26 protein-coding genes and 1 tRNA gene are annotated in these 23,809 nt (G+C 60.3%); 15 read left to right on the top strand and 12 right to left on the bottom strand.

What is annotated here, in order from left to right:
• Positions 1 to 49: 49 nt before the first annotated feature.
• On the bottom strand, positions 50 to 661 hold the full coding sequence (locus tag H7688_RS02500) for a PEP-CTERM sorting domain-containing protein (protein WP_183359440.1): 612 nt from the start codon (positions 659 to 661) through the stop codon (positions 50 to 52).
• A gap of 625 nt (positions 662 to 1,286) precedes the next feature.
• Here H7688_RS02500 and H7688_RS02495 point away from each other — a divergent pair.
• From H7688_RS02495 to H7688_RS02485, 3 genes are all read left to right on the top strand, one after another.
• Positions 1,287 to 1,667, top strand: coding sequence for a TSCPD domain-containing protein (locus H7688_RS02495; protein ID WP_183359439.1), 381 nt, complete (start codon positions 1,287 to 1,289; stop codon positions 1,665 to 1,667).
• Between the two features lie 307 nt (positions 1,668 to 1,974).
• Positions 1,975 to 2,349 carry a PilZ domain-containing protein gene (locus tag H7688_RS02490; RefSeq protein ID WP_183359438.1) on the top strand — a complete coding sequence of 125 codons (375 nt, stop codon included), beginning with the start codon at positions 1,975 to 1,977 and terminating at the stop codon, positions 2,347 to 2,349.
• A 61-nt stretch (positions 2,350 to 2,410) separates the two neighbouring features.
• Positions 2,411 to 2,677 carry a hypothetical protein gene (locus H7688_RS02485; RefSeq protein WP_183359437.1) on the top strand — a complete coding sequence of 89 codons (267 nt, stop codon included), beginning with the start codon at positions 2,411 to 2,413 and terminating at the stop codon, positions 2,675 to 2,677.
• Between the two features lie 213 nt (positions 2,678 to 2,890).
• Here the strand turns inward: H7688_RS02485 and H7688_RS02480 are convergent, their stop codons facing one another.
• Genes H7688_RS02480 through tssJ form a run of 8 tightly spaced genes read right to left on the bottom strand, consistent with a single transcriptional unit; the run spans position 2,891 to position 12,997 of the window.
• Entirely contained in the window at positions 2,891 to 3,376 is a 486-nt protein-coding gene (locus H7688_RS02480; protein WP_183359436.1) for an Hcp family type VI secretion system effector, read from the bottom strand.
• 25 nt (positions 3,377 to 3,401) lie between these two features.
• Positions 3,402 to 4,892 (bottom strand): type VI secretion system contractile sheath large subunit, encoded by a 1,491-nt coding sequence (gene tssC, locus H7688_RS02475; RefSeq protein ID WP_183359435.1) that lies wholly within the window; start codon positions 4,890 to 4,892, stop codon positions 3,402 to 3,404.
• 9 nt (positions 4,893 to 4,901) lie between these two features.
• A complete protein-coding gene (gene tssB / locus H7688_RS02470; RefSeq protein ID WP_183359434.1) occupies positions 4,902 to 5,378 on the bottom strand; it encodes a type VI secretion system contractile sheath small subunit in 477 nt (158 codons plus the stop codon).
• 42 nt (positions 5,379 to 5,420) lie between these two features.
• Entirely contained in the window at positions 5,421 to 6,968 is a 1,548-nt protein-coding gene (gene tssA, locus H7688_RS02465; RefSeq protein ID WP_183359433.1) for a type VI secretion system protein TssA, read from the bottom strand.
• A 22-nt stretch (positions 6,969 to 6,990) separates the two neighbouring features.
• A complete protein-coding gene (locus H7688_RS02460) occupies positions 6,991 to 10,377 on the bottom strand; it encodes a type VI secretion protein IcmF/TssM N-terminal domain-containing protein (protein WP_183359432.1) in 3,387 nt (1,128 codons plus the stop codon).
• Positions 10,378 to 10,379: 2 nt separating this feature from the next.
• Positions 10,380 to 11,060, bottom strand: a complete 681-nt coding sequence (locus tag H7688_RS02455) for a DotU family type IV/VI secretion system protein (protein WP_183359431.1) — start codon at positions 11,058 to 11,060, stop codon at positions 10,380 to 10,382.
• A gap of 6 nt (positions 11,061 to 11,066) precedes the next feature.
• Entirely contained in the window at positions 11,067 to 12,443 is a 1,377-nt protein-coding gene (gene tssK / locus H7688_RS02450; protein ID WP_183359430.1) for a type VI secretion system baseplate subunit TssK, read from the bottom strand.
• Between the two features lie 17 nt (positions 12,444 to 12,460).
• Positions 12,461 to 12,997 (bottom strand): type VI secretion system lipoprotein TssJ, encoded by a 537-nt coding sequence (gene tssJ / locus H7688_RS02445; RefSeq protein WP_183359429.1) that lies wholly within the window; start codon positions 12,995 to 12,997, stop codon positions 12,461 to 12,463.
• A 1,134-nt stretch (positions 12,998 to 14,131) separates the two neighbouring features.
• Between tssJ and H7688_RS02440 the strand changes: the two genes are divergently transcribed.
• Positions 14,132 to 14,455 (top strand): hypothetical protein, encoded by a 324-nt coding sequence (locus tag H7688_RS02440; RefSeq protein ID WP_183359428.1) that lies wholly within the window; start codon positions 14,132 to 14,134, stop codon positions 14,453 to 14,455.
• Between the two features lie 191 nt (positions 14,456 to 14,646).
• Here the strand turns inward: H7688_RS02440 and H7688_RS02435 are convergent, their stop codons facing one another.
• Positions 14,647 to 15,048: a response regulator gene (locus H7688_RS02435; RefSeq protein ID WP_183359427.1), complete on the bottom strand. Its 402-nt coding sequence runs from the start codon at positions 15,046 to 15,048 to the stop codon at positions 14,647 to 14,649.
• A 564-nt stretch (positions 15,049 to 15,612) separates the two neighbouring features.
• Between H7688_RS02435 and H7688_RS02430 the strand changes: the two genes are divergently transcribed.
• From H7688_RS02430 to H7688_RS02415, 4 genes are all read left to right on the top strand, one after another.
• Positions 15,613 to 16,074, top strand: a complete 462-nt coding sequence (locus H7688_RS02430) for a hypothetical protein (RefSeq protein WP_183359426.1) — start codon at positions 15,613 to 15,615, stop codon at positions 16,072 to 16,074.
• A 346-nt stretch (positions 16,075 to 16,420) separates the two neighbouring features.
• On the top strand, positions 16,421 to 17,539 hold the full coding sequence (locus H7688_RS02425; protein WP_183359425.1) for an LVIVD repeat-containing protein: 1,119 nt from the start codon (positions 16,421 to 16,423) through the stop codon (positions 17,537 to 17,539).
• Positions 17,540 to 17,588: 49 nt separating this feature from the next.
• Complete coding sequence (locus H7688_RS02420) at positions 17,589 to 17,972, top strand: hypothetical protein (protein WP_183359424.1); 384 nt, start codon at positions 17,589 to 17,591, stop codon at positions 17,970 to 17,972.
• 44 nt (positions 17,973 to 18,016) lie between these two features.
• Complete coding sequence (locus H7688_RS02415) at positions 18,017 to 19,006, top strand: hypothetical protein (RefSeq protein ID WP_183359423.1); 990 nt, start codon at positions 18,017 to 18,019, stop codon at positions 19,004 to 19,006.
• 94 nt (positions 19,007 to 19,100) lie between these two features.
• Here H7688_RS02415 and H7688_RS02410 read toward each other — a convergent pair whose 3' ends face one another.
• The gene (locus H7688_RS02410; protein ID WP_183359422.1) at positions 19,101 to 19,316 is read right to left on the bottom strand and encodes a hypothetical protein; all 216 of its coding nucleotides are present in this window, start codon (positions 19,314 to 19,316) and stop codon (positions 19,101 to 19,103) included.
• A gap of 407 nt (positions 19,317 to 19,723) precedes the next feature.
• Between H7688_RS02410 and H7688_RS02405 the strand changes: the two genes are divergently transcribed.
• Both H7688_RS02405 and H7688_RS02400 read left to right on the top strand, forming a co-directional pair.
• Entirely contained in the window at positions 19,724 to 20,230 is a 507-nt protein-coding gene (locus H7688_RS02405; RefSeq protein ID WP_183359421.1) for a zinc-ribbon domain-containing protein, read from the top strand.
• Between the two features lie 296 nt (positions 20,231 to 20,526).
• Positions 20,527 to 21,264 (top strand): LamG domain-containing protein, encoded by a 738-nt coding sequence (locus H7688_RS02400; protein WP_183359420.1) that lies wholly within the window; start codon positions 20,527 to 20,529, stop codon positions 21,262 to 21,264.
• Between the two features lie 127 nt (positions 21,265 to 21,391).
• On the opposite strand, the gene H7688_RS02395 is transcribed toward H7688_RS02400, so the two are convergent.
• Positions 21,392 to 21,489: transfer RNA gene (locus tag H7688_RS02395), tRNA-Sec, on the bottom strand.
• A 401-nt stretch (positions 21,490 to 21,890) separates the two neighbouring features.
• Between H7688_RS02395 and H7688_RS02390 the strand changes: the two genes are divergently transcribed.
• The 5 genes from H7688_RS02390 (at position 21,891) to H7688_RS02370 (ending at position 23,762) form a co-directional block, all read left to right on the top strand.
• Complete coding sequence (locus H7688_RS02390; protein ID WP_183359419.1) at positions 21,891 to 22,220, top strand: YggT family protein; 330 nt, start codon at positions 21,891 to 21,893, stop codon at positions 22,218 to 22,220.
• Positions 22,217 to 22,666 carry a DivIVA domain-containing protein gene (locus tag H7688_RS02385; RefSeq protein WP_183359418.1) on the top strand — a complete coding sequence of 150 codons (450 nt, stop codon included), beginning with the start codon at positions 22,217 to 22,219 and terminating at the stop codon, positions 22,664 to 22,666. Before H7688_RS02390 ends, H7688_RS02385 begins: the two co-directional genes overlap by 4 nt.
• Entirely contained in the window at positions 22,659 to 22,970 is a 312-nt protein-coding gene (locus tag H7688_RS02380; protein WP_183359417.1) for a DUF167 domain-containing protein, read from the top strand. The genes H7688_RS02385 and H7688_RS02380 overlap by 8 nt, the downstream gene beginning before the upstream one ends.
• Positions 22,970 to 23,434, top strand: coding sequence for a CBS domain-containing protein (locus H7688_RS02375; protein ID WP_183359416.1), 465 nt, complete (start codon positions 22,970 to 22,972; stop codon positions 23,432 to 23,434). The genes H7688_RS02380 and H7688_RS02375 overlap by 1 nt, the downstream gene beginning before the upstream one ends.
• Positions 23,435 to 23,516: 82 nt before the next feature.
• Positions 23,517 to 23,762, top strand: a complete 246-nt coding sequence (locus H7688_RS02370) for an FmdB family zinc ribbon protein (RefSeq protein WP_183359415.1) — start codon at positions 23,517 to 23,519, stop codon at positions 23,760 to 23,762.
• Positions 23,763 to 23,809 lie beyond the last annotated feature (47 nt).

Here is a 23,809-nt window from a genome sequence, read left to right as displayed (position 1 = left end):
GCGCGGCAGCTTTCAACTGTCCGCGCTCGTGCTGCGGTAAAAAGTGGGGCTAGGATTCCCGGCGACGCCACAGGGCCGCCAGGGTCATCCCGCTTGCCACCAGCATGACCGTCCCGGGCTCGGGAACCGCGGCGGGCACGGTGTCCGACTGCCAGATGTCGCCGTTGTGCAAGAGGTCGGTGTAGATCACCGAGCCGACCCCGCCGAACCCACAGGCGGAGAGCACCGGGTCGATGGCGTCGAGCTGCACCAGGAAGTCGTAGGCCTTGCCGTCCCCGGAGCTGCCGAACTGGATGATGGCACCCGAGATCAGGAAGTTTTCCTGGGTGTCATCGATGGTCCCCTGTATGGTCAGGTGCCCGGAATGGCTGATCTCGTTGTAGCTCAGGAGGTAGCTGCCGGTGAGGAAGACATCGACTAACGGGTTCAACCAGAGGTCGAGGTAGGGGTTTAAACTGCTGCTCGCCGCAGAGATGGTACCCGCGCTGGGGGTTACCTCGAGGTAGGAGATGGTCAGGTCCGGATGGGACACCGGGCTGCCGATCAGTGTTGCCCGGGCCGGCGTGGCGCAGGCAAGTACCAGGACAGCAAGAATGAGGATCGTCCAGCCGCGGGATGCCGCGGAGCAGCTGCTCAAGGCTCGTTCAAGACCTCTTCTCATGATTTCCTCCTCCAACAAAGTGGCGGGTAAGGTATCCGGTACGGCTTTGCGAAGCCCGGATGCTCCTTTGCCCTGTGCTGCCATTAGCGTTATGTAAGCAAGTGCAGTGCCACCTTCGGAATATCCCGTTTTCCCGCCTCTTTTCGCCGGCGTGGCAGGCGGTGCAGGTGGCGTGTAAAAAAAACCGACAGGGAAACCTCCCTAGCGCCCCTGTTTTCCCCTCCGGCTCACGGGTGCGGCTCCCGGCCCGGTAGCCTCACCTGGCGAGGTAGGCCGTCCGGTCGCTCATTGGGAATGCCGAGGTGGGGGTGCTAACCTGCTGCGTGACCGTCCTTTTCGCGAGCCGGCACGCGGTGCGCCGGCTAATCGCCGAAAAGGTGAGTGACGGTTCAGTCTCGAATGTCGAAAAACCTTACATGATGATGCGCTATGTCGGATTATCTGACAGTGAATCGCCTAGGGGAAAGCGTAGCGCTGGTGACCGGGGGCGCGGCCCCGCTAGCGAGCCCGACAACTCCCCGCGCACCGAGCCGGGAGCTGCGAAACTTGCTGCCAAAAGCCGCGTCAGGTGGTATGGTTACCCGGTAGCGCGGGCGGGACCGTTACCCGCTCGCAGGGAGGGCACATGACGCGCAAGGCCCCGCGCCCCTCGGCCACGCTGAGCTTTACCGTGCAGCGCAGGTCGCATTGCGGCAAACTCTTCATCACGGTCACCACCCGCAACGAGAAACCTTTCGAGGTTTTCATCCGCTTCGGCAAGGCGGGGGGGTGCAGCTCCGCCATGGCAGACGGCGTGGCCCGGCTGGTCTCCTACGGGCTGCGCTCCGGTCTCGACCCGTGCGACGCGGTGAAGGCCCTTTCCGGCATCGCCTGTCACCACGGTCCTAAGACCTGCCTGAACGAGGTCTCCGTCGCGATCAAGCTGGTCGTGCGCCACCTGGAAACCGGTACCGACCTGAACCAGCTCATCGTCGAGGAAGACAGCACCGGTTATACTCCCAGCTGATCCACAAGCCTCCGGGCCGTGCTCCCCTTGCTCCCTCCGCGGCGTTCCCACCTGCCTATCTGCTTTTTACCTGCTTCACTCATTGTCAAAGGCTCACCCGACACTGTCGGGAATTCTGCTTCAGTACGCTTCGAGCCGTGCCGATAGCGATCTTTAGGGAGGTCTCTCCCGAGGCGGCGGCCCCTCTAATCTCAACGTTGGGAACGATTTCTGACAGAGCGAGCGCTCTTTGAGTAACTAATGACTGTTTCTGGGCGGGGATTGTGCTAGAGTAGGAGCAATTCCGGTACTAAGAAGGGAGACAGTCATGGATCGCAGACAATCAACAAGGATTCCTTTCAAGGCGCCGGCCTTTGTGGTACAAAACGGCAGTGCCTTTGCCAGCGAGATCCGCGACATCAGCAGGCATGGACTTTTTGTGGACATGCCGGCGCCGAGCGGGGCCGGGGGGAGCGCGTCCGTCTCGATCATCCTGAAACACGCCGGGCGCTCCCTGTCGGTTACCGTACCGTGCTCGGTGGCCCGGGTCTCGGGCTCCGGCATCGGTTGCAGCTGTAACGAACTCGATCCGGAGACTCTGCTTTTTTTCAGCAACCTCCTGCACAGCTCCGGGATGCACCCCGCCGAATTCCTGCAGGCCTTCTACAGCTACCTGGACGAGCAGCAGGCCGAGTCGAACTAGTTTTCGCAAATTCACAACTACCTGCGGGTAACGGGACGCCTGCGGTGCACAAGGGGAGAACATGCGGGGAAGTGCCGAAGAGCAGAGCGTAGGGGGGACGTCGACCTTGGTGAGTTGCGCGCTGGGGGGAGCTGTCTGGTGGTTTCTGGCCAGCGATCCTTCACCGCTCGCCATGGTGCTTGCCGCTTTGTTGCTTGCCTACCTCTTTTTGGGCTACTTTGCCCTGGCCATCCTTTTCCCGGACCCCAATGCGGGGCCGGCACCGTCCTCCGGCCCCTTTGTGCCGCTGAGAACCGAGTACGACCGCCCGAAGGCGCTTACCCTGTAGGTGTTCGAAGCGAAGAGAAAACGACAAAGCGGGGCACGCCTTCAAGGCGGCCCCGCTTTTTTTAGGCTGCCAGGATCTCCGGGAAAACCGGCCAGCTCGGGTCCCCTCTCCCTTGCGGGAGAGGGACAGGGTGAGGGGGAAGGTGCCATTTCACCGCCGGTGGCAGCTTCAGCCACGGGCAGCTCCAGAAAATCCCTAAGATCTTTCTTCACCTCACTTGGGTGCCGACCAGGAATCCTCCGCCTCGATGCCGCTGGGCTCCCAGGTCCACTTTATCTTCTTGTAGGTGAAGGAGACCTTCTCCATGTGGCGGTAGGGGTCGTTCTCCGAGAGCAGGGTGGTCGGCATGAACGGGCTCACGCTGACCACGATGGCGTCCTCCAGGGTGTGGGTGAAGTAGTGCTCTTCGGTCCCCTGCTTGGTGATGCGGTACCACTTGAGGGTCACCCTCTTCAGGTGTTCGCCGGTGCACAGCGCCTGGTAGAGCTTGGGTGAGCTCTTGTCGTACTCTTTCACCACCGACAGCGGCCCGTGCACCCTCTTGCCGGTGGCAAGCCCGTCGGTGGGGCTGCGCGGGATGTTGACCGCGTGGTCCATCCCGTAGACCAGGATGCTCCCTTCCCGTCCCTGCATGTCGCAGGAACCCTCGATCTTCCCCTGTTTTTCCCCCTCCAGGGTGAGGTGTGCCGGCATGGCCATGGTGCTTCCTCCTTATCTGCGTGCGTTAGCGTTTCTCGCGGTCCAGCCGGCCCACCAGTGCCAGGGTGAAGTAGGCTCCCAGGTACTTGAAGTGCGGCCGGACCTGCAGCGAGACCCGGTACCACCCCGCCTCCCCGGGGACCTCCTCCACCGAGACCTCGGCCTGGCGCAGCGGGCGGCGGCTGCGTACCCCCGGCATCGGGCTGTCCATGTCCGAGACGTACTGCCTGATCCAGCTGTTGAGCTCCTGTTCCAGGTCGTCGCGCTCCTTGAAGGTGCCGATTTGCTCGCGCTGGATCACCTTGAGGTAGTGGGCGAGCCGGCTCACCACGAAGAGGTAGGGGAGCTGCAGCCCGAGCCGGTAGTTGAGCTCGGCTTCCTTGCCGGTGGCCGAACTGCCGAAGTACTTCGGCTTCTGCGCCGAGTTGGCGGAGAAGAAGGCCGCGTTGTCGCTCCCCTTGCGCATGGTGAGCGCGATGAAACCCTGCTCCGCCAGTTCGAACTCGCGGCGCTCCGAGACCAGCACCTCGGTCGGTATCTTGGTCTGCAGGGAGCCGAGCGCCTGGTAGTGGTAGAGCGGCAGGTCCCGGACCGCGCCGCCCCCCTGCGGGCCGACGATGTTGGCGCACCAGCGGTAGCGCGCGAAGCTTTCGGCGAGGCAGCTCGCCAAGGCGAAGGCGGCGTTGCCCCACAGGTAGTGGCGCGGGTCGGCCCCTGCCTGTTCCCGGTAGTCGAAGTGGCGCACCGGGATCCCGTCCGGGCCGTAGGGGAGGCGCAGCAGGAAGCGCGGCAGGGTAAGCCCCACGTAGCGTGCCGGCTCGGTCTCCCTGAAGGCCTGCCACTTCAGGTACTGGGGCCCCTCGAGGGTCGAGGAAAGATCCTTCAGCAGGGGAAGGGCGCCGTACTCTGCCACCCCGAAAAACTGCGCTGCCGCGGCGGCGATGAACGGGGTGTGGCTCAGGGCTGCCACCTGGGCCACCTGCTGCAACAGTCTCACGTCCGCGGCGGCTGCGCAAAACTGGTAGTTGCCGATCAGGCAGCCGTAGGGGGTGCCGCCGAACTGGCCGTATTCGGCGCTGTACACGGTCTTGTAGAGGCCGGACTGCACCACCTCGGGTGCGTCCTCGAAGTCCTCCGCAAGCTCTTCCTTGCTGACCTGCAGGATCTCGACCCTGATGTTCTCCCGGAAATCGACCCGCTTGACCAGGAACTCGAGTGAGCGCCAGGCCGACTCCAGCTTCTGGAACTGTTCGTGGTGCAGGATCTCGTCGAGCTGCCGGCTTAGTTTCAGGTCCAGCTCGGCGATCAGCTGGTCGAGGCTCGCGCTGGAGACCCGGACCGGCCCGCTCTCCCTGGCGGCCAGCTGGGTGATGAGCGTCTCGACCCCGCGGCAGGTGAGGGCATAGGCCTCGTCGGCGGGCTCGATGCGGGTGGACTGGACGATCTCCTGGACCAAGTCGACGGTCGGGATCGGGATGTCCAGGGTCTGCGTCGGGAATGGATAGTTGTTATTCATGGTGTCCCCCTATTCCGGCGCAGCGGTGCCGAGAAGCTTCTGGCGGGTCGCCGGGTCGCCGATGGCCTCCTGGAGCTTCTTGCGGAATTCCGGGAGGTTCGCCAGCGGTCCCTTGAGCGCCCGCAGTGCCTCGCGCAGTTCGGCGAGCCGTCGTAATTCCGGAACCTGCTCGACGATGGCCTGAGGGGTGAAATCCCGCAGTGACTCGATGTCGAGCTGCACCGTGAGCTCTCCTGCACCAGAGATCCGGTCCTCCACCGTGATGGCGAGGCTGACCTGCTGCGCCTTGAGTACCTCATCCAGCGAATTGTGGTCGACGTTCATCGGGGTGCGCAGTTCCACCGGGTGCTCGTCCGCTCTGCCGGTGAAATCACCCAACACCAGCATCTTGAGCGGGAGCTCCACCTCCTCGCGGGCGTCCTGCAGTGCGGGGCGGTAGACGATGTTGACCCGCTCCCGTGGTGCTACCGTTGTCTCTTTGGTCATGGAAACCTCCCGGCCCCCTCAGGCGGCCTGTAGCGGCGATGTTCACGAGCGGTGGGTGAGTCTCAGCATCTCGGGGAGGTCGAGCCTCCCGATCCTGAGTAACAGCGTGTTGGCTATCTCCTGGGCCTGGGATTCCGACTGCTCACGGTAGGCGCGCCAGGCAAGCTCCAGGGCACGCAGGGCGAGCTCGGGTTCGTACTCCTCCAGGTGGTGGCGGTCCAGCTCCTCGAGTACCTGGTCGAGGTAGGGGAGGGCGATGCGCCCCTGACCGGCCGCCATGAGCATCCCGGCCATGGTGACCCGCCAGAACAGCCGCTCCCTGCCGCAGCCGCACTCCTTGAGTCGTCGCTGGCTCTGCTCGATCGCTTCCGTGAGCCTCCCGGACCTGACCAGGTGCCGGACCTGCTCTTCGCCGGCCGCGTGTGTTTGCAGTGTGAGCGCCGGCTCCGGTGCGTCGCTTGAGGAGGTGAGGGGGGCGAGCGCGCTTCCCGCGGCGAGCCAGCCGGCGGTTTCGCTGCGGGCAAAGGGGGTGCCGTCGGCAAAGGAGAGCTCCTCCAGGCCGGGGAGCCGCCGCACCAGGAAGACGGTTTCCTGGCGTACCGCCTCTGCCGCCTGCAGGTACCCTTCCCCCAGGCGCTGCAAGGACCGGTAGGCGTAAAAACTCAGGTCCAGCCAGAAGAGGTACTCGTCCAGCCGGGTCTCGGCGGCCCGCAGCAGCGCCTCCGGCTCGCCGCTGCGCTGCAGGTCCTCCAAAAGGGTCAACAGCGCCTGGGGCGGGGGAGCGAGCCTGGTGCGCCCCTTCTGTGCCGGCGGCAGGTCCTCGAGCGCGGACCAGGCGAGCTGGCGCCTGAGGCGGTAGGGGTGCGGGTTGGCGAGGTTGTGCTGCCAGCCCTGGAAGGTGGCACGGGAGAGCGCCGTAATGGCCGCCTCGATGCTCCCGACTTCCTCCGGCGTGCCTTCCCGGCCAGCCGCACCCTCCCGCAGTGCCGCTGGCTGGAAAGCCCGCTCCGTTTCCGCGGGGATGGTTTGTTCCGTCGATTCGCCGGCGGTCACCAGCTGCACGCTGCAGAAATAGTCGATTAGCGGGGCGAGCGACGGCGGGGTTTCCAGGTGGTCGTGCAGCAGGCGCTCCAGGCGGGTCAACTCGTCGAGCACCCCATCGCGCACCTGCGAGGACCAGCTGACCGATCCCAGCTGTTCCAGGGCGCACAACGTCTTCTCGACCCACCACTCCAGGGCCCGCACCCTGGCCCGCAGCCGGTTCTTCTGCGGGTAGAGCTTCTCCCAGAAATGCTCCAGGAGTTCCCGGTAGCAGGTAAGCCCGCGGGCACATCCGGCGCACCCCTCGGTGTGGACCAGCGCCACGCAGAGGTAGCTTGCCACCAGGAGGTCCTTGGACTTCTCCGCCAGGAGCCCCGCGGAGAGGCGCGCCACCTTGGGCCAGTCCACCGGTTCCGCCGCAGCCGGTGCCGAGAGCTTCTCCACCTCGGCCTGCAATGCCTCGAAGAGGGGGTCTTCTCGGACCTCGGTTCCGGCGGGAGCCTCCGGGCTGATCGGGTGACGGCCTAGTTGAGAAAGCTCGTGCTCCATGGCAATCCCTCGTGGGGTCCGGCTACCACCCCTGCGCGATGACCCGCGGCGCCTGGCCGCTCAAGACCACCGCCTGCCTGAGCAGCGGCGCGCTCCCGGTGATCTGGTAGTTGACGGTGATGGTCTTCACCCCCAGCCGTTTCAAGGCCTGCTGTTCGCTGGGGAACTCGTGCGCCGGGAAACTGCGCCTGCCTCCCTGCACGTCCCGCAGGAAATCGGGCAATCCCTGCGCCCCCGGGTAGTGCCTGGTCAGCACCAGGTCGCCGACCTCGATCTGCAGCGTCACATCGCTGCAATTCTCCGGCGACCACTGGAAGGTCCTGGCGACCGGGTAATTCTGGTTCACCAATTGTTGGCTGGATCCGCTACAGAGGAGCTCGAGCCGGGTGGCGTGCGGCCGCACTTTCGCGTCCCTGTTGCTGTCGGTGGGAAGTCCCCGGATCCCAACCGGGTAGCTCACGGGTTTGGCGAGCGCGGCAACTGCCGCCCGAGTCTCGACCCCCTTGCCGAGGTAGCGCAGCAGAGCGGCATCGATGGGGAGGCTGGCCCCGGTGAGCTCCCGGAGACGGAAACCGGAGAGGGACGCGGTCAGGAAGGGGGCTGCGGGACCCTTGACGAAGCGCCACACCGCACCATCCGGCCCCAACAATAGCGCTGCAGCCTGCTGCCCGGAAAGGCCCTGGGTCGCCGCGAGTACCTGCTCCTCCCAGAGTTCCTGCAGCTGGCTGGCCCCCTCCCGGCGCAGGTAGCCCAGGAGATAGTCGAGCGGCCCGCTGACCAGCGTCGCGGCCAGCGTATCCCCGCCTCCTTGCGGCAGCCCCTTCTTGAGCCTCGCTGCGGCCCGCAGTGCGCCGGCCAGGGAAGAGGTCCCGGTCGCGGGGTCCTCCTGGTAGGCCTGGGCGAGCAGTCTGAAGGATTCGCTGCGGGAAGCGCTCGCCGCGGCCAGGGCCGCCAGGGCCTCCAGGTAGTCCCGCCCCGCGCGCGCCGTGGCGACCTCGGCCTCCAGGCGCTCCGCACCCGCCTGTTGCCCCGCACTCTTGCGCACCGTGGTGAGGACCAGCTTCCCGGTCTCTGCCATCCGGTTGACCCCCGCGGTGGTCTGGGCTTCGCGCCGGATGCGCCCGAACTCGCGGACCGTTGCCAGCCAATCGGGCGCCTGCCCGTCGGTTCCCACCTCGCGCTCGATGCGGTTTACGAGGGCGAAATAGGGACCCTGGTCCGTTGCCATGCGCGCCGCCACCTGCTGCCATTCGGTCCTGCCGGCCAGTCGCCTGCTCCCCTGCCCGAACTGCGCGGCGAACCGGTACCAGGCCTCCCACCGTTTTCCCTGGTACCAGGTAAGAAAGGCTCCGCGCGTTCTAGCAAATTCCTGCCGGTCGGGGAGCGTCGTTTCCAGCTCGTCAAGCAGCGCTGCCACCGCCTGGCGTCCCTGCCCGGTGCAGGGGCCTGCGACCGTCGGCGCAGCGCTGAATTCGCGGCTGCCGCCCCAAAACTCCTTGAGGGTCACTCCCGGTATTCCGCCATCCTGTTCCAGGTAGGCGAGGCACCACTCCAGCCGCCCCCCCCGGGCCGCCAACTGGCGCTTCACAGAGCCCTGCAGCCGGGCGAGCTCCTCTCCGACGGCACCCCGGTCACGGTTCCAGGCAATATAGTAGCGGTACAGGGTGGCAAGCTGCACTCCAGACGCGGAGGTCGGCCCCTGCAAGGGAACAAAATCTGGCTGGGGGAGGCGGGCCAGCTGCTCGGGGGTACGGACCAGCAGGGCCTGCCGGACCAGGTTGGCGCGCCGCACCAGGTACATGACCCGGCGCCCGTAGTCCGCGTCGGAAGAGCTGGGGAGCGCGGGCTCCGCGGTACTCTGCAGCTGTTCGTCCAGCGGGTTCAGCACCGTCTGGCGGAACTCCCTGCAGTAGCGTCCCTTGAGATCCTCTTCGACCTTGAGGCTCGCGGTGAGGCCGAGACGCGGCAGCCACCACGCCCGGTTCTGCGCCTCGACCTCGACGATCCCCTGCCGGAAACGCTCGAGCCGTGCCGCCCCGCCTGGTGTGCTTCCCGACGAGGGGGATACCGCTGCCAAACCGCCCAGGGAGCGCAGCACCTCCAGGTTCTTCACAAACGAAAAGGTCAAAAGGCCGCTCAGGGCAAGGCTCAAGGCCAGGGTACCGCCGAGGGCAAGGCGCCAGGTGCCCCGGCGCCAACGCAGCCAGCTTTCGGTGTGCCTGAGTCCTGCCTGGTCCGCGGGAATCAGCGACCCGAGCAGGTCGTGGAGAAAGAGCCCGCAACGCCGCTGGCCGGCTGAGGCATCCGGGCCCGGTGCAGCTTCGAGCGCTGATGCCGTAAAGAAGATACCGCGCAAAAGCGGCGTCTCGCGGTAGGGACTTGTCCCGAAACAATGGCCGGCGAAGTTCTCCAGACCCAGTTGCAGCTGGCCGAACGCCTCGGGGAGTTCGAACACAGCGGAGCGTGCCGGGTCGGCAGCCGCGCGGGCCAGGAGCACGGGACGCAGGCTTCTCAGGCGCTCCTGGAGGGCTTCCACGAGACCCGCGACGACCAGGTTGGGAGCGGCCGGTTCGCGGACCAGCTCGCCCATCGGTTCGCCGAGGCGGCCGGGGGGCAACAGGCGGGAGAGGTCGCCGAACCCCGGGATCAGGTCGCACCTGGTCACCACGAGGTACACCGGGATCCGGACCCTGCCCGATCCCATCAGTTCGTCGATGCGCTGCCGCACCGTCAGGGCGTCCTCTTCCAATTGCTCCGCCGTGGCCTCCCACAGGTGGTCCGCCCCTACCATGAGCAGCACGCCGTTGACCGGCTTTTTGCGGTGCCGCGCCAGGAGGGCCACCAGGCGATGCCACTTGTGCCGGTGCGCCGCGCTCCCGGTCGCGCTCGCGTAGCACCCCGGCAGGTCGAGAAGTACCGCCCGCTCCAGGAAACTCCAGTTCCAGGGTGCCGCGCTCTCCTCCTGCCAGGTTGGTTCCGGAATCGGTGCGGCGAGCCGGGCCTCCTTGAGTGCGGTGCTCTTTCCCGCGCCGGTCGGCCCGAGCACCAGGTACCAGGGGAGGGCGTCGAGCGGGTTCCCCAGGCGCTTCAATTGCGTGCGGCGCAATGCGGCAACTCCTGCTGCGAACCAGTGCTCCACGCTGCGCAGATCCGCATCCTTGGCCTCCAGCGCCGCCCGTGTGTCGGCCGATTCCGGCTCCTCCGCAACCGGGGCACCGCGCCGGCGCCTCCAGAACCTCACCAGAATGAGAACACCCAGGGCGAGGCCCAGGGTGGTGAGCGCCAGGCAGGCGCCGACCCACCAGGGCCAGGCGACCACGAGTGCGAACGCGCAACCGGTCAGAAACAAGAGGGTGCCGGTAAGAAACCAGCGCAAGGAGGTACCGAACGTTCCACGAAGGGCTTGCATCTTCAGGTCCCCACCGTTTTCAGGAAATTGTTGCCGATGCCGTTCAGGATGAAGGAATAGACGAGGTACAGGACCACAAAGAGGAGCAGCGAGGCGGCGACGCAGAGAGGGCCGGGAGCGAGGAACACGCTGCGCGGGCGCTGCAGGGAGGGGGAGTCTGCGGGGACGGGGCGGGTTGCGGAGAAGAGTCCCGGCGCCTCCTGGTCGAGAGCCGCCAGGTGCCCGTGCTGGAGAAGTTTGAGGGTGGATGCCCGCACCTGCTCCAGGTGCCAGGCGGCTTCCTCATCGCAGAAACGACCCGAGAAGCCGAGGGCCAGGCAAAGATAGTACACCTCGCGTACTTCCTGCTGTTCCGCGCCGAGTTCCTTGAGATGCTTGAAGAAGAGCTCACCGGCATCGCTCGTACCGTAGTAGACCCGCTGCAGCTGGGCTGCAAGCCAGGGCTCCTTGTGCCGCCACCCGGAGTTGAGGATCCCCTCGTCGACCCAGGCGCAGACGGCGAAACGCGCGTCGGCGTACTCCTTGGCGCTCACCACCGAATGTGCGGGGTGCTCCTGGCTGTGCCCGATCAGGCGCTCGACCTCGGCGCGAACCTCCGGGTACTCGGGTTGCTCGGCGTCCAGGCGCTCCAGGAGGCGGAGCTGGAAGTTAAAGAGCGGCAGGAAACATTCCACCAGGTGCATGGCCTTTCACCTCCCCACCACCATCAGCTCGACAACCACCCCTTCGGGGGCCCCGGCCCAGTGCAGGGCGAGGCTGCGTTCCTTGCGGATGCCGTCCCACTGGGGATCGCTGTGATCGATGGCCAGATACAGCGTGTCTGCCCGCCGGGGAAGTTCCTGCGGCGGGATCTGCAGGTACTGCAGAGGGATTCCCGGCAAAGACCGGTTCACCAGGAGTTCCAGGTGGATCGGAGAGCTCACCTTGGCTCCCTGCTCCAACTCCTGCAACACGGTCTGGCGCTCTTCTTCGGTCTTCACCGCCAGAAAGAACCGGTTGCGCCCTTCGAAGATGGCTGGCTTCAGGTCGCAGCTGTAGTTCCTGCCGTCGAACGGCAGGCCGATCACGTACTCCGGCCCGGCACTCACCTCGTCGAGGAGCCTGAGGATCAGGCGCTGCGCCGCGGCGAAGCACCCCCAGAGGTCGCGGTGCCGGTAGCCCGGCAGCCCCTGATCGCCCGGCCCCTGTCCCAGCAGGTCGATGGTGTCGGAGAAGGTACTCAACTCCCCGATCAGCTGGCGCAGCACCCCGAAGACCTGCCAGGGGTGTTGCCGGGGCGCCTCAACGAAGTGGACCAAAAGCGGCAGATAGCGGTTCACCGCTCCCAGGGCCAAGATGAAGACCATGTCGCGCGAGCCGAACTCCGCGCCGTGGATGCGGCGCTTGGTTTTGTACTCCTCGAGCTGGCGGGCCCGCGCCATGACCTGGTCACGGATTTCGCGGATCAACTGGTTGAGCACCGACGAGGCCGAGCAGCAAAGACTCGGCGGTACGAAGCGCTCCGAGCAGACGATCTCCGCGCCGTTTCTCTCCAGCTGTGCCAGGGGGATAAGTTCGTACTCCCCCAACTGGTCAAGCTCCGTTTCCCAAAAGATGCGCAGCACCAGATCGAGCCGCTGCACCTCCACCTCGGGTCCCCCTGCGTGGAGGTCCGGCACCATGGCCCCCTGCGTCCCTGCGGCGAAGCGCGTCGCTGTCGCTGCAATATCGTGGTCCGCTGAGGGGGTCACGTTGGCGGCGTGCTCCTGCCATTTCTTGAGTCCCAGGTAGACCGGGTAGGGCTTGCCGTCTTCCAGCAGGTTCGTATCGAAGCTGCGCGGGGCGAGCCGGGCGTTGAGCGGGAAGGCCGCGAAGCTGCCGTCGGGAAAGAGGAACTCCCCCTCCGTCACCTCGAAACTCCCCAGGTTCAGCGCCGCCTTCCTGATTTTCAAGGATCCCACTCCCCAGAGGTACGGCTGCAGGTAGGTGTGGTACGGGAACAGGCGCTCCGCGGCAGCTTGCTCCATCAGCTGGAAGTGCTGCGGCTGCAGCAGGGTTCCCTGTTGCCAGAACAGTGGGGTGTGCATGGCTCTCTCCGGCTTGGCTAGGGGGTGCTGCTTGTGGTTCCGGTTTCGATCTGCTGGGCTCCGAGGGTGAGGTCGATGGCGAGTCGTGCGGGGCGCTGCACCAGTTGCGAGCCCTGTTCCATCTCGGTGAGTGGTATGGCGAACGAGCGGACCGAGGTTTCGCGGTGCAGGTTGTAGTAGCCGGCCACCACCCCGACAAAACGTGCCCCATCGCTACGGTCGAGCTGTTCGTGGAGGCTTTGACTCGGTTGCAGCACCAGGCGCCGGGAATAGGTGACGGTTTGGTCGAACGGCGTGCACTGTAGCAGTTTAACGAGGCCGTCCTGCTCGCCGACGACCTGGTTAAAAGCGGTGGGATCTTTCAATAGGTAGAGGCAGACCAAAAGAGAGTGAGGGTTTTTCTGGAACAGGTTGAGCTGAGAGGTGCTGTCAAGGTTCAGATCGATGGCACCCTGCTCGAAGTTCCAGGCCGGCGGCACGACGGTACGTGGCGCCGAAGAACAGCCGGCAAGGAAAGAGAGGATACACAGTATCGAGGATAGTGTTTTAACCATCTCATCTCCCTCTACCCTCAGCCCTTATAGTGCTGCTGAATTAATACTGTGCCGTGTGTGAATTGCGAACGGTCTTGGTTACTGCATTACGAGAGATGAGATTAATAGGTATTGAGAAGTTTGCAACAGCTTACATAACTTTTTTCTATTCATTATTGCACAAGATATCAGTTTATTATTAGTGGAGCTTGACAACCTAATTCATTATTAACCTGAGACTGTTCAATCAAGGGGAGTTCGAAGCCTGTAGTATCCGGCTAGCCAGACCCCGGTGGATCCGCATGACTTCTTGGTCAAAGCCCTTCAGGGATTTCCGGTGAAGCATCGAGACGGTAGCTGTGCACCTAATGCCAGCGCCGCCGCGTTCCCCCCCTTTGCGAGGGGGGAACAGGGGGGGGTTGCCTTGTGGGTATCGATCACACGACGGTTATTCAAAGATAAAGCTACACGTGTACATAAGGTGGCGCGTATAACGGCTGTGAGGGGGGGCGGTCCGGTGGAGGGGAGAGGATGGGGTCGGAGTTGACGTACCCGGCCACCGGTTATGGCCGATATCTCCTGCTGAGTCGGTTGCGCAAAAGGGAGGGAGCCCAGTCCGGTGGACGCCATTGCCTCGCCCCAGTTCTTTTTGCTGCATGCGGAGGCAGATATCCCGTCTCCTTTTCCGGTTTGGCGTTGTTGAGTTGGGGGGTCCCCTAAGGGGCTCAAGAAGGGTAAAAGGAGTTGAAGGGAATTGCAAGAGGACGGTTAGAAAGAACTTAAAAGGTTTCGGTGTCGTTTGGGACCTGGGATGGGAGGTGAAAGCGGTTGCCGATGATCTTGGGCTTTTAGTTTTGAAGGAAGGGATTCCTCGGCTCGTGACCGAAGTACACCGTGCTACGAGCTGTTCCCGGCGCAAGTTCTGTCAGCACCGTACCTGCAGTACTGCAACAGGCGCCTCTTCTCTGAGGCAGAGCGGAGACTCATACTGATGCAGAATGAGCGAACGCATCCGTAGCTAGCTTCGGAGATTATGCATGATCACGAAATAAGGTCATTTAGGAATAGATGAGAGCGACCTTCGTAAATTTTAATTTACACTGTGTAAATATTAACATATAGTCACGTGGCGAACCTGCCGCCGAAGGGAAAGATATGACTATCCGGCTGAAACTGAAGCCGGGCCAGAAGGGGACCTGGAAGTTGCAGGCCACGTACGGTGATGATCTGGTGTGCCTACGCTACCGGTACGAAGCAGAGGCAGGTCAGCGTATCAAGACGGCAGAGATAATCGTGGAGCGCAAGCCGTGGAAACAGTCAGCGCCGCATTTAACGGCCGAGCAGATTGTCTCGGTGCGGATTGGTAGAGAAGATAAACCATTGCAGGCCATGGCTAAGGCTGCCAGTGGAAAGTGGGATTCCAATGCGAAAGTGTGGCGCATCCCTTATGGCAAGATCAAGGGTAGCGACCTTGAATAGCATATAGTATTAGATGCCTCCACGGCAGAGAAGCCGGATAAAAGGATATAATATTAGATACCACAAAAGCATCTAAAGTTATAAACATGCATCTAATATTAGATGCCGGTATATAATATTAGATGCTTTTTTCTTATGAATAATAACTTGTTGGCGAAAGAACAGGGAGGGAGGTTATGTACGTCTTTTCCTTACTCAAGGAGGCCATGTTCCTGCAGTTGCTCGAATAAGTGCCCGGGTTCGCAGGGTTTGATGATGTAGCCGTCGGCAGCCTCGTCAAGCAACGTCTTCCCAGACTCCCAGACTGAGGTGCCGGCAGTCACCACGAATATCTTGGCCGCCGCCACTCCCGGTCGGCAAGCGGTATCTTCCAACGAGCGGATTTTTCTGATCAATCCGTGACCGCTTAACCCCGGCATTTCGAGGTCGCAGCAGATGAACTCGAAAAATTCGCCTCTGTGCCAACTCGATTCAATAATCTCCCAGGCCTCTTTGCCGCTGGTTGCCGTTTTGCATTCGAAATGATTTCTCAACATATGCGCAAGCAGTTCGCCGCAGAGGATTTCATCGTCAACTATCAGACATTTCTTCATGTCAGATCCTTTTCGCACTTGGTTCGTCCCTGGTAACCACCTGAACCGTGATCGCCTGCTCCGTTGAGCATATCGGAAATTCGAGCCAAAGCTGAAGCGGAACGTTTAACACGTCATTGGGGGGCTACGTTGGACGTTGTGAAGGTGTTAAGTAACTGGAGATCGCAACGAGCTTAACAACGTCTCCCTGTACCCCACGAGAAAACTGTCGGCTCAAAGGCTCGCTGAATTAAGCAGGCTGAGTCTGTAGATGTCGGTGAAAGTCTGTGAGAGCTGATCAAGCTGATGGAAGTGAATGGAAGGGCGAGGTTGAGCCAAAGCCAGTAACAGGAAAACGCGCCAACCACAAAAGGTAGAGCACACTCCGCAGCCTACGGAAGTTGAGAGAAGCTGATGATAGTTGGGTTGCTCCGGTGCTCACTTAGGCGTTGGTCGTAAATAGGAACGATGATGAAACCCCTCTTTCTTTTGATGGTCATACTATATATGTCCGGCTGTGCCGGTTTAACTACCGGTAGGTTTCCGTACCCCTCCGGAGTTGAGGTCGTTCCAGAAAAGAATACAATGGCGAAACTCGACGGTGGAGACTTTGAGGCCTTTCAAGAAGTGGAAGGCTACACCCCTGATTTTGGACTGGTAGGGATTATTGTACCGTTCATTCCATTTGGGCAGTGGAAGTGGCTGACAGGCATAGGCAAGGATGATCTTCGAGTAACCGTCAATTTATGGGTAAAACCCAAAAGGGATAAAGCCACTTTCTACCCTACGCTTCAAGTAGATGCGAATGGACATCTACATAAACCTTCAGAAGCAAAAATGGGGGCAGTTTGTGGCGGAGAGAAAACTGCTATCGTCGTGGACTTGTCTAAGCCAGTCCTGGTAGAGAAAGAAAGCTGCATATGGTTTCGGTTCTCCAACCTTCCACCACCCAAATCCTCGTTCACTGTGGTTGCCGCATCACTGCCGCCGGTTACATACGCGCTGAAGCGAAAAACACGATATCAATTTTGGTCAATGGGGCCGTAAGTACCGTGCTTCAACAAAGCCACCGGCTGAACTAACACGAGGATGACCAGTTTCTTGATGATTACCGACTGCATCCCCAAAGGAGTTTCCTGAGTCTGGTCTGATACTGGGAGGATCTAGCAAGGTCAGGTCTGGACATTGACACAGTCTGACAAGACTGAACGAAAAGCTTGTAGCTTTGTCCATGTCCAGACCTGACCCTCCGTCACCGGAATCTTATATTCTTATACGCGTCCCCCTCTGCCTTCCCTGGCTCAAAGCTCAGGTGATAAAGCTTGCCAAATGATGTGTTTTACGTTGCCAACGTCCCGCGCTCCCAGCAAATCAGAACTACTGGAGGTGACTCATGTGGTTGAAGATGTTTGCCAGTCTATGCGGATTGCTAGTGCTTCAAGCGTGTTCCGGCGGCACCTCACCTGCCGGCACACAGTCGCCCCCACCCCCCGTTGCCAAACAGTTCGTTAACTGGTCGACCGTGCAGGTGATCGCGGTGGACAGTTCCACACGCACCGCAACACAGACCGCAGATGCAGTCTTCTATAGCGATACCTACAACGGACTAAGTCTGGTGGACGACAGCAATCTGGAGCAGGTCGGGGCTCCCAGGCGACTTGTTGCGTCAGAAATTTCGGATGGAGTGCATGGCAGCTTCGACGAAATGCTCTCCGTCGCACTGGACGGAAACATCGCTGCAGTCGCCGTAATTCCCGGCTGCGTCGGCTTTTGCGCCGGGGAAACAAGAGAACTCAGGCTGTATGACATCAGTGACCGAACCAAGGCCACGTACCTGGCAACGCTTGCCGATGCTCTCGGCCCAGAGGTACTGTTGGCTGAAGGGAACTATCTCTACGTAACGGGAACCTACGGAATGTCCCACGATCAATTCGCGGTCGTCGACATCAGCGATCCCAAAGCCCCCAAAAAGGTCGGTGCGGTAGATATTCACGGTGCAGGTCGCCTGGCCAAAGTGGGAAACCTTGTCTACCTCAGCCTCGTGTCCGATACGTTTGGCTGGGACTGGCAAAACATCAGGGTGATCGACGTATCAAATCCCTCGGCACCGGCTCTCATCGGACCTGCCGATCCCGGAGTTTCCGCAAACATCACGTTCTCCCCCATCGTCGTGAAGGAGAATATCGCCTACGTTTCAGACGAAGGGTTGCGGGTCGTCGATCTCAGCGACCCGCTGGCCCCGTCCCTAGTCACCACGGTTACCTTGCCCGACTCGATTTACGCCATGACATCCCACGGCAACAACCTGTATGTGGCCTGCGGAACCGGAGGGTTGCGGATCTTCGATATTACCGATCCGAAGTCTCCTGTGTTGGTGAAAACGATAGGCACGGCAACGAGCATCAGGAATGTGTCGGTCACCAACGGCAAAGGCATCTACATCACCGATGGGGTGGTGAATACCCCGATAGGGGCCGAGATGAAGATATTCTACGTGGATCAACCGAAGTAACGGTAGCAGTTGTCTGCAGTATCCGGGCGTTGAGGCAAATGGAAGGACTATGAAAAAAATCCTGGCCAGTACAGTCGTTCTTCTTACCGCAATCCTGTTCCCCATGGCTTCGCTGGTGCAAGGTGAACAGGATCAGGCATTGATCACTTCAATCTATAAGGACTGGCAAGGCCAAAAGAAAAAACCGGATTTTCGCACCCGCCACCCATCGCAAGATGATTTCACCATGTTGGGGCAGCATAAATGTCCCCATGATGGAACACCATTGTTACTTTTTACGCTGCCCGCTGCAAATAGCTATACGGACATTGCAAAGGATGCTTATTTTTGTAAAAAAGAGTCGCTTTATTGGGTTTTGCAGACTCACGGAACTTTCCGAGGGACGGTAAAAACTTGGTGGGGCCCATTTTACCTAGCGGGGACGAGCCGATAAAAGCCGTACTGCAGATGTCACATCTATAAAAGGATGGTATGAGAATGAGATTTGTCTGCTTTAGAGACTTTTTCTGCCTGTTGCTTGCATTTAGCTTGAACGCCTGCGGTGGGGGGCAAAATGGCGGCTCCGCCAGTAGCGGCACCATCAGGAATTTCTCCGTTGGGCAGAACGGCACCTTCACTTCTCCCTGGGGTGATGGCTCGGCGTCCTTGCAGCCTGCAATGGCTGTTAAATTAACCCCTTCCTTCTATCCGGTGACCTTCACATCGGTAACCATCTATCCCTCCAATACCACCGGCTCGGATCAGGCATTCAATGTTCGTGGCTTCAGCGACCTCTCCGCGCAAACAGAGATGTTCCCACCCGTGCTGAACCAGGCTATTCCGGACACCGGGGGTGCCTATGCTGCCAAGACCATTACGATTCCTCCCACCACTATTTCCAGCGGCAGCTTCTATATCGCTGTTGAGTGGGTCACCAAGCCCCTGGCTTCCGCTTCGGGGAGCAATGCCTTCTTCTTACGCACCGACAGCCACCTCGATGCTGGCAATGCCAGTTTCGTAAGATACGCAGGTTCCACCTGGAGCAGCCTAGAATCCATCAGTGCCGGGGCCGGCGACTTGGGGATACTCGCCAACTACGGCGAGGTTGCGGCTCACGACAATCCCGTGGTCGCCGCAGTCGTCCCTGCCCGCGGGGCCACCGGTGTTTCCAGGAGCCTTCAGGAGTTGAAGTTCCAGTTCAACAAGGAAATGGGACCTGATATCAACATAAGCTGTGACGCCAGTTGGGCTCTTTCCAACTCAACGCCAGCCAGGTGGTCGGCGGATCACACAGCCTTCTTCATTTCGCGAGACAACTCGACCTCCCTCTTGCCGGCTGAGACGCTGATCCAATGCACCCTGAATACGCCGGGACACGCACGCAGCCTCACGGACATCTTTGGTAATGCGCTTGAGCAAGCGACCTTTTCCTTCACTACTGGTCAGTGGGGGGGGGCTTCATTGCGAGGGGTGGAGAGACGCTGGTAGCTTGTGAACGGTGAGAAAGCCTTGGAAGGGTGCATGACAGGGCAGAGCTAGGGGGATGTTGTCCGCTTAACAACGTCCCCGCAGCCCTTACTAGCTAGCCGGCAATAATGGCCTTGGCCCGATCGGTCTGGTTGGGGAAAAGGTCACCGGGCACGACGTCGGGGCCGCGCTGGCTGCGCACCATGAACCGAGCACAGGCCGGGAAGTTGTCGTTGCAGTACATGAGCTTGAAGACGTTGCTGGTAGAAGGCATGTTGGCCATCTGATCGTTGAAGAAAAGACATTTGGTGACAAGTTCGCAGTCTGCCATTTTGCTCCTCCGGGAGTGAGTCTTGATAGTGGGGGGGCGCTAACGGCACGAAAGCACAGTAAGAATGACTCTTGCTGTGACCTGAGGTCCCGTTAACATGAAGTATAGTTATAATTGAATTAACGCTGAGATGTCAACTGCATAAGAGGCTTCAGACAGAAGAGTTGGGGGATGAGAGTTGTCGTGCTCCGGCCCTCAGGCCAGGTGACTTTGGGGAAGCAGGAGGGGACGTCCATGCGCTGATGCGTTTCTGACATGCCTTGGCAATGAAACGCCTGAAGGCATGGGCCCTTTTTTCTCAGGCCCCCCTAGCGAAATAAAAATCGAGGGAAAACGGCGGGACCGCCTTGGGGCGCCAGTCGATTCTATTTCAGATGGAGGAATCACGTAATGAAGGTACTTCACGTATGATGATCGAGTGCCCTTCGTGCGGTTTTTCTACGGATGTGAATCCTGAGAAGATTCCCTCCCAAACTGCGCGGGCCACATGTCCACGCTGCTCGGCTGTGTTCCTGGTCAATCCCGCTGAGCCCGTGAAAACTGGCGACGGGATCCCGGTCCAACGCGAGGTTTTGCCGCCGAAAACTTCTGGTCGTGAGAGCAACGTAGGCTCCACGGGAGGCACAACATCAACTACGAAGGAAAAGGTGCTGGCCACTTTTCTCGGCCTGATAAGCGGGTTCACTCTCTTCTCCATTTTGTATGTCCAGGCTGGCTCAAAATTACTTTTTCAATTTTTTTTCTGGCCTTTGGTGATATGCAAGGCGTTGTTTCTTTCTAACCCCAAAGGGGATGGCATACCACTGGGAGAAATCCTGGTTCTGGCAGGCGGCTTTGCTGCGTCAATAGCATTCCAGATCTACCTCATTTATCTGCTGATTTTATTCCTTACGGGGAAGTTGGGCCGTCGCTAACGGTAATCAAGCAGGAACGGAAACATGTTCAGTTTTAGTCAATAGGGGAGTGTGCAATTTGACGTTGGAAATGGGAGTCCGATGTTTGTTCATTCTCTACCTTTCCCTACAGCCCATAAAGTTCTCTGCCGATAAATGAGTAAGTGAGTATCTTGAGGTAGGGGAGAAGCTGGTTTCCAAAAGCCTGACACTCTGGCGTACCGCCTGGACCTAGCCATGACGTACTGGTGGACGGCGGGGTACCAGGTTATGTCCCCCAGACTGCCGGGCTGATAATTTCTTTTGAGGAGGTTGAAATGAGGTTGGTGGTGATCTGCTTTATCTTGAGCCTGATCGTGGGATGCGGAGGAGGTGGTGGCAGCAACTCTGCTACGGGGGTTACCGATTTAACCTACAAATTTGACGAGAGCAGCGGGGCAACGGCTGCAAACTCGAGTGCCAGTTTCTTCAATGGCACCATTTATGGCGCCAACAGGGTCGCGGGCAAAAGTGGTAACGCTCTACACTTCGGCAGTTCTGGTGCACGGGTGGAGATCCCCATGCTCGATCCGAACAAAGCCGGCCAGCCTGGATACTATCTCCAGTTGCCTTTCGAGACAAACACGATCAGCATCGATTCCTGGATCAGCCTGGACAGTATAAGCCTCAACAGCATACACCAGATAGTCGGCAGTGGAGACGGAGGACTCACCTCCTTCCGATTCCAGATCAACAACGGGAAACTGGAATTGGCGGTAAATGACAATTTCCTTTGGAAGAGCGTGATATTGGGCAACCAGGTGTTGACCGCTGGAGCCTGGCACCACGTTGCGGTTACCTACAATGGCACACTCGCCACCCTCTATATCGACGGTGCCCCCGATGCAACGAACAACATAACCTACCAGATTCCGACCAACTACAACACTCTCTATGTAGCAGACATCGGCGAAGGTCCAGACCATCAACTTTTAGGCGTGATAGACGAGTTGAGGATCAGTAAAAAGCTGCGTTCCGGGGCCGAGATAGCTGCATACTACCAGGCGACGAGGTAACAAGAAGCCGGTTGATTGCCTCTCTTCTTACGGTAAACGACAAGCCAAAACCAGGGGACTTTCTTTCTGTGGAGCGCATAGTGGTAAAGAGGAGGGGGGGGACTAAAGCCGTGGCGTTACAGCAGGATGGCGGAAACGCATGGGAATCGAACCCACCTGGGAAGTTTCTCACCCCCCACACCGGTTTTGAAGACCGGGCCGCCCACCAGCGACGGTTGCGTTTCCATCTTGATCGAATCTTTTGAGGACGCGGGCAGTGGAGCACCCAGCCCGACTCTTTTAAAACATCGCCGATGCTAAGTCAACTGCTAACTCCTGTGACTCCCGGACCGGGAATAATGGCTGCGCTGCCGGCTCTCTACCAGCTGGCTTTTACGGCGCAGGTCTTAGCTACTTCGACCATTCTGCCAGAATGTTGAATCAGGCAAGGTAGTATCGCCTCAGGGCGTGGATTTTCTGGCTGATTTTCTTGTATAAAGCCAAGAAGAGGTTGTCAGCCGCAACGGTTCTGTAGTACCCTCTGAAAGTTACCGGGGCCGCTCTCTCAGGCGGGACCTCGGCTTGACAAACTATGCGAATTTCTGTATAGCTTGGCATGCTATCCAATGTTTGATAAGGGAGGGTTAATGATTCTGCTAGCCAATGTCCTCTTGGCCCTGGCAAAGATAGTCGAAGTGGCAAGCGGGATTTTGACGATCTATAAGTACATCCTCCTGGCAAATGTCATCATATCCTGGGTTAACGCCGACCCCTACAATCCCATTGTCAGTTTCATCTACCGTACTACGGAACCGGTGCTGCGCCGGGTGCGTCGCTACATGCCGGACACCGGTATGCTCGACCTCTCTCCGGTCGTGGTCTTCATCCTGATCTACCTGGTGCAGATCGTGGTGTTCGACACGGCGTACACCTACCTGATGATGTTCAGCAGCCAGCTCAAGGGACAAGCACTATGAAGATAACCCCGGTGGACATCCAGCAACAACAGTTCAAGGGGAAGATGTTCGGCGGCCTCGACGCCGAGGAGGTCGACGCCTACCTGCAGGCCGTGGCAGGCGAGCTGGAAGAGCTGATCCGCGAGAACAACGACCTCAAGGAGCGCCTGAACCGCCAGGCGAACCAGGTGGCCGAGATGGAGGCGCGCGAGGTGCAACTGCGCGAGACTATGCTCGCCGCGCAACGGGTCACCGAGGAGATGAAGGCCAACTCCCAGAAAGAGGCGCAGCTGCTCATCTCGGAGGCGGAACTGAAGGGGGAGCGGATCGTCGCGGAGGCGGAGAAGAAGCTGGTGGAACTCTCGAACCAGATCCAGGAACTGCGCCGCGAGAAGGTGCAGTTCGAGTCCGGCTTCAAGGCGCTGCTCGATACCTACTACAAGCTGCTTGCCCTGAAAGATGAGTGACGTTGTGCGTGTGACCCCGACGCCGGATGGAGTATGCTTCGGCGTGCACGTCCAGCCCAGGGCCTCGCGCGCCGAGATCTGCGGCCCCAAGGACGGTGAACTGAGGCTGAGGCTCACCTCGCCACCGGTCGAGGACGCCGCCAACAAGCAGTGCGTGGAACTGATAGCCAAGACGCTGGGGATCGCCAAGTCCCGTGTCACGATCCGGTCGGGTGGCAAGTCCCGGCACAAGGTAGTCCAGGTCGAGGGAATCGCCCCGGACGCGCTCGCCATACTTTTCAGGGAAGAGGAGAAGACCCTTTGATGAAAGCCAAAGACATAATGGTAACCGATGTCCCCACCATCTCGGTGCGCACTACCGTCGCCGAGGCGGTCCGCACCATGAAGCGCAACTTCGGGGACGAAAGCTTCCTTAATGCCGCTCCGGGCCTCATCGTCCTCAACGAGCGTGGCGGGCTGGCCGGCATCCTTACCCCCTTGAGCATCATCACGGCCCTCATGGACGGAGCCCCCACCGGCGGCTCGGACGCGCCGTACTTCGAGTCGCTCTGCGCGAAGATCAAGGACCTGCCGGTGTCCGACATCATGGAGCACCAGCCGATCTCGGTCACCCAGGACGCCCGGGTGAGCGACGTCGCCTCGCTCTTCTTGACCCACCGCTTCCAGAGGGTTCCCGTGGTGGACGGCAAGAAGGTGGTGGGGATCATCTACCGCTCCCGCCTGCTCTTCGCCATGACCCGCAGCCTCGAGGAACAACCGACCCCTTGACAAAAACGGGGTGGGATTCCTATAGTAAGCGCAGCAATGTTTTTCTCTACACCGCAGTATGCGACAGGAGGTAGTACAAGCTATGCCACTTTATGAATACCAGTGCAAAAGCTGCAACAACACGTTCGAATTGCGCCAGAAATTCTCCGATCCTCCGGCCTCCTCCTGCCCGTCGTGCGGCGGCGAGGTCGAGAAGCTGATATCGCAGACCGGTTTCGCCCTGAAAGGGCAGGGTTGGTACAGTGACGGCTACGGCGGCACTAAGTCCGCGGCAGCCCCTGCCTGCCCCTCCGGCGGCAGCTGCGCCGGTTGCCCTTCGGCCAGCTAAACCACCTGCTACCCATGAAAAAGAGCCCCCGTCTTCGGGGGTTTTTT

Origin of the sequence: Geomonas limicola (assembly GCF_014193675.1) — a bacterium.
Classification (GTDB): Bacteria; Desulfobacterota; Desulfuromonadia; order Geobacterales; family Geobacteraceae; genus Geomonas; species Geomonas limicola.
Note: the sequence above shows the minus strand (reverse complement) of the source record. Positions and strands in the feature narration are given on the sequence as shown.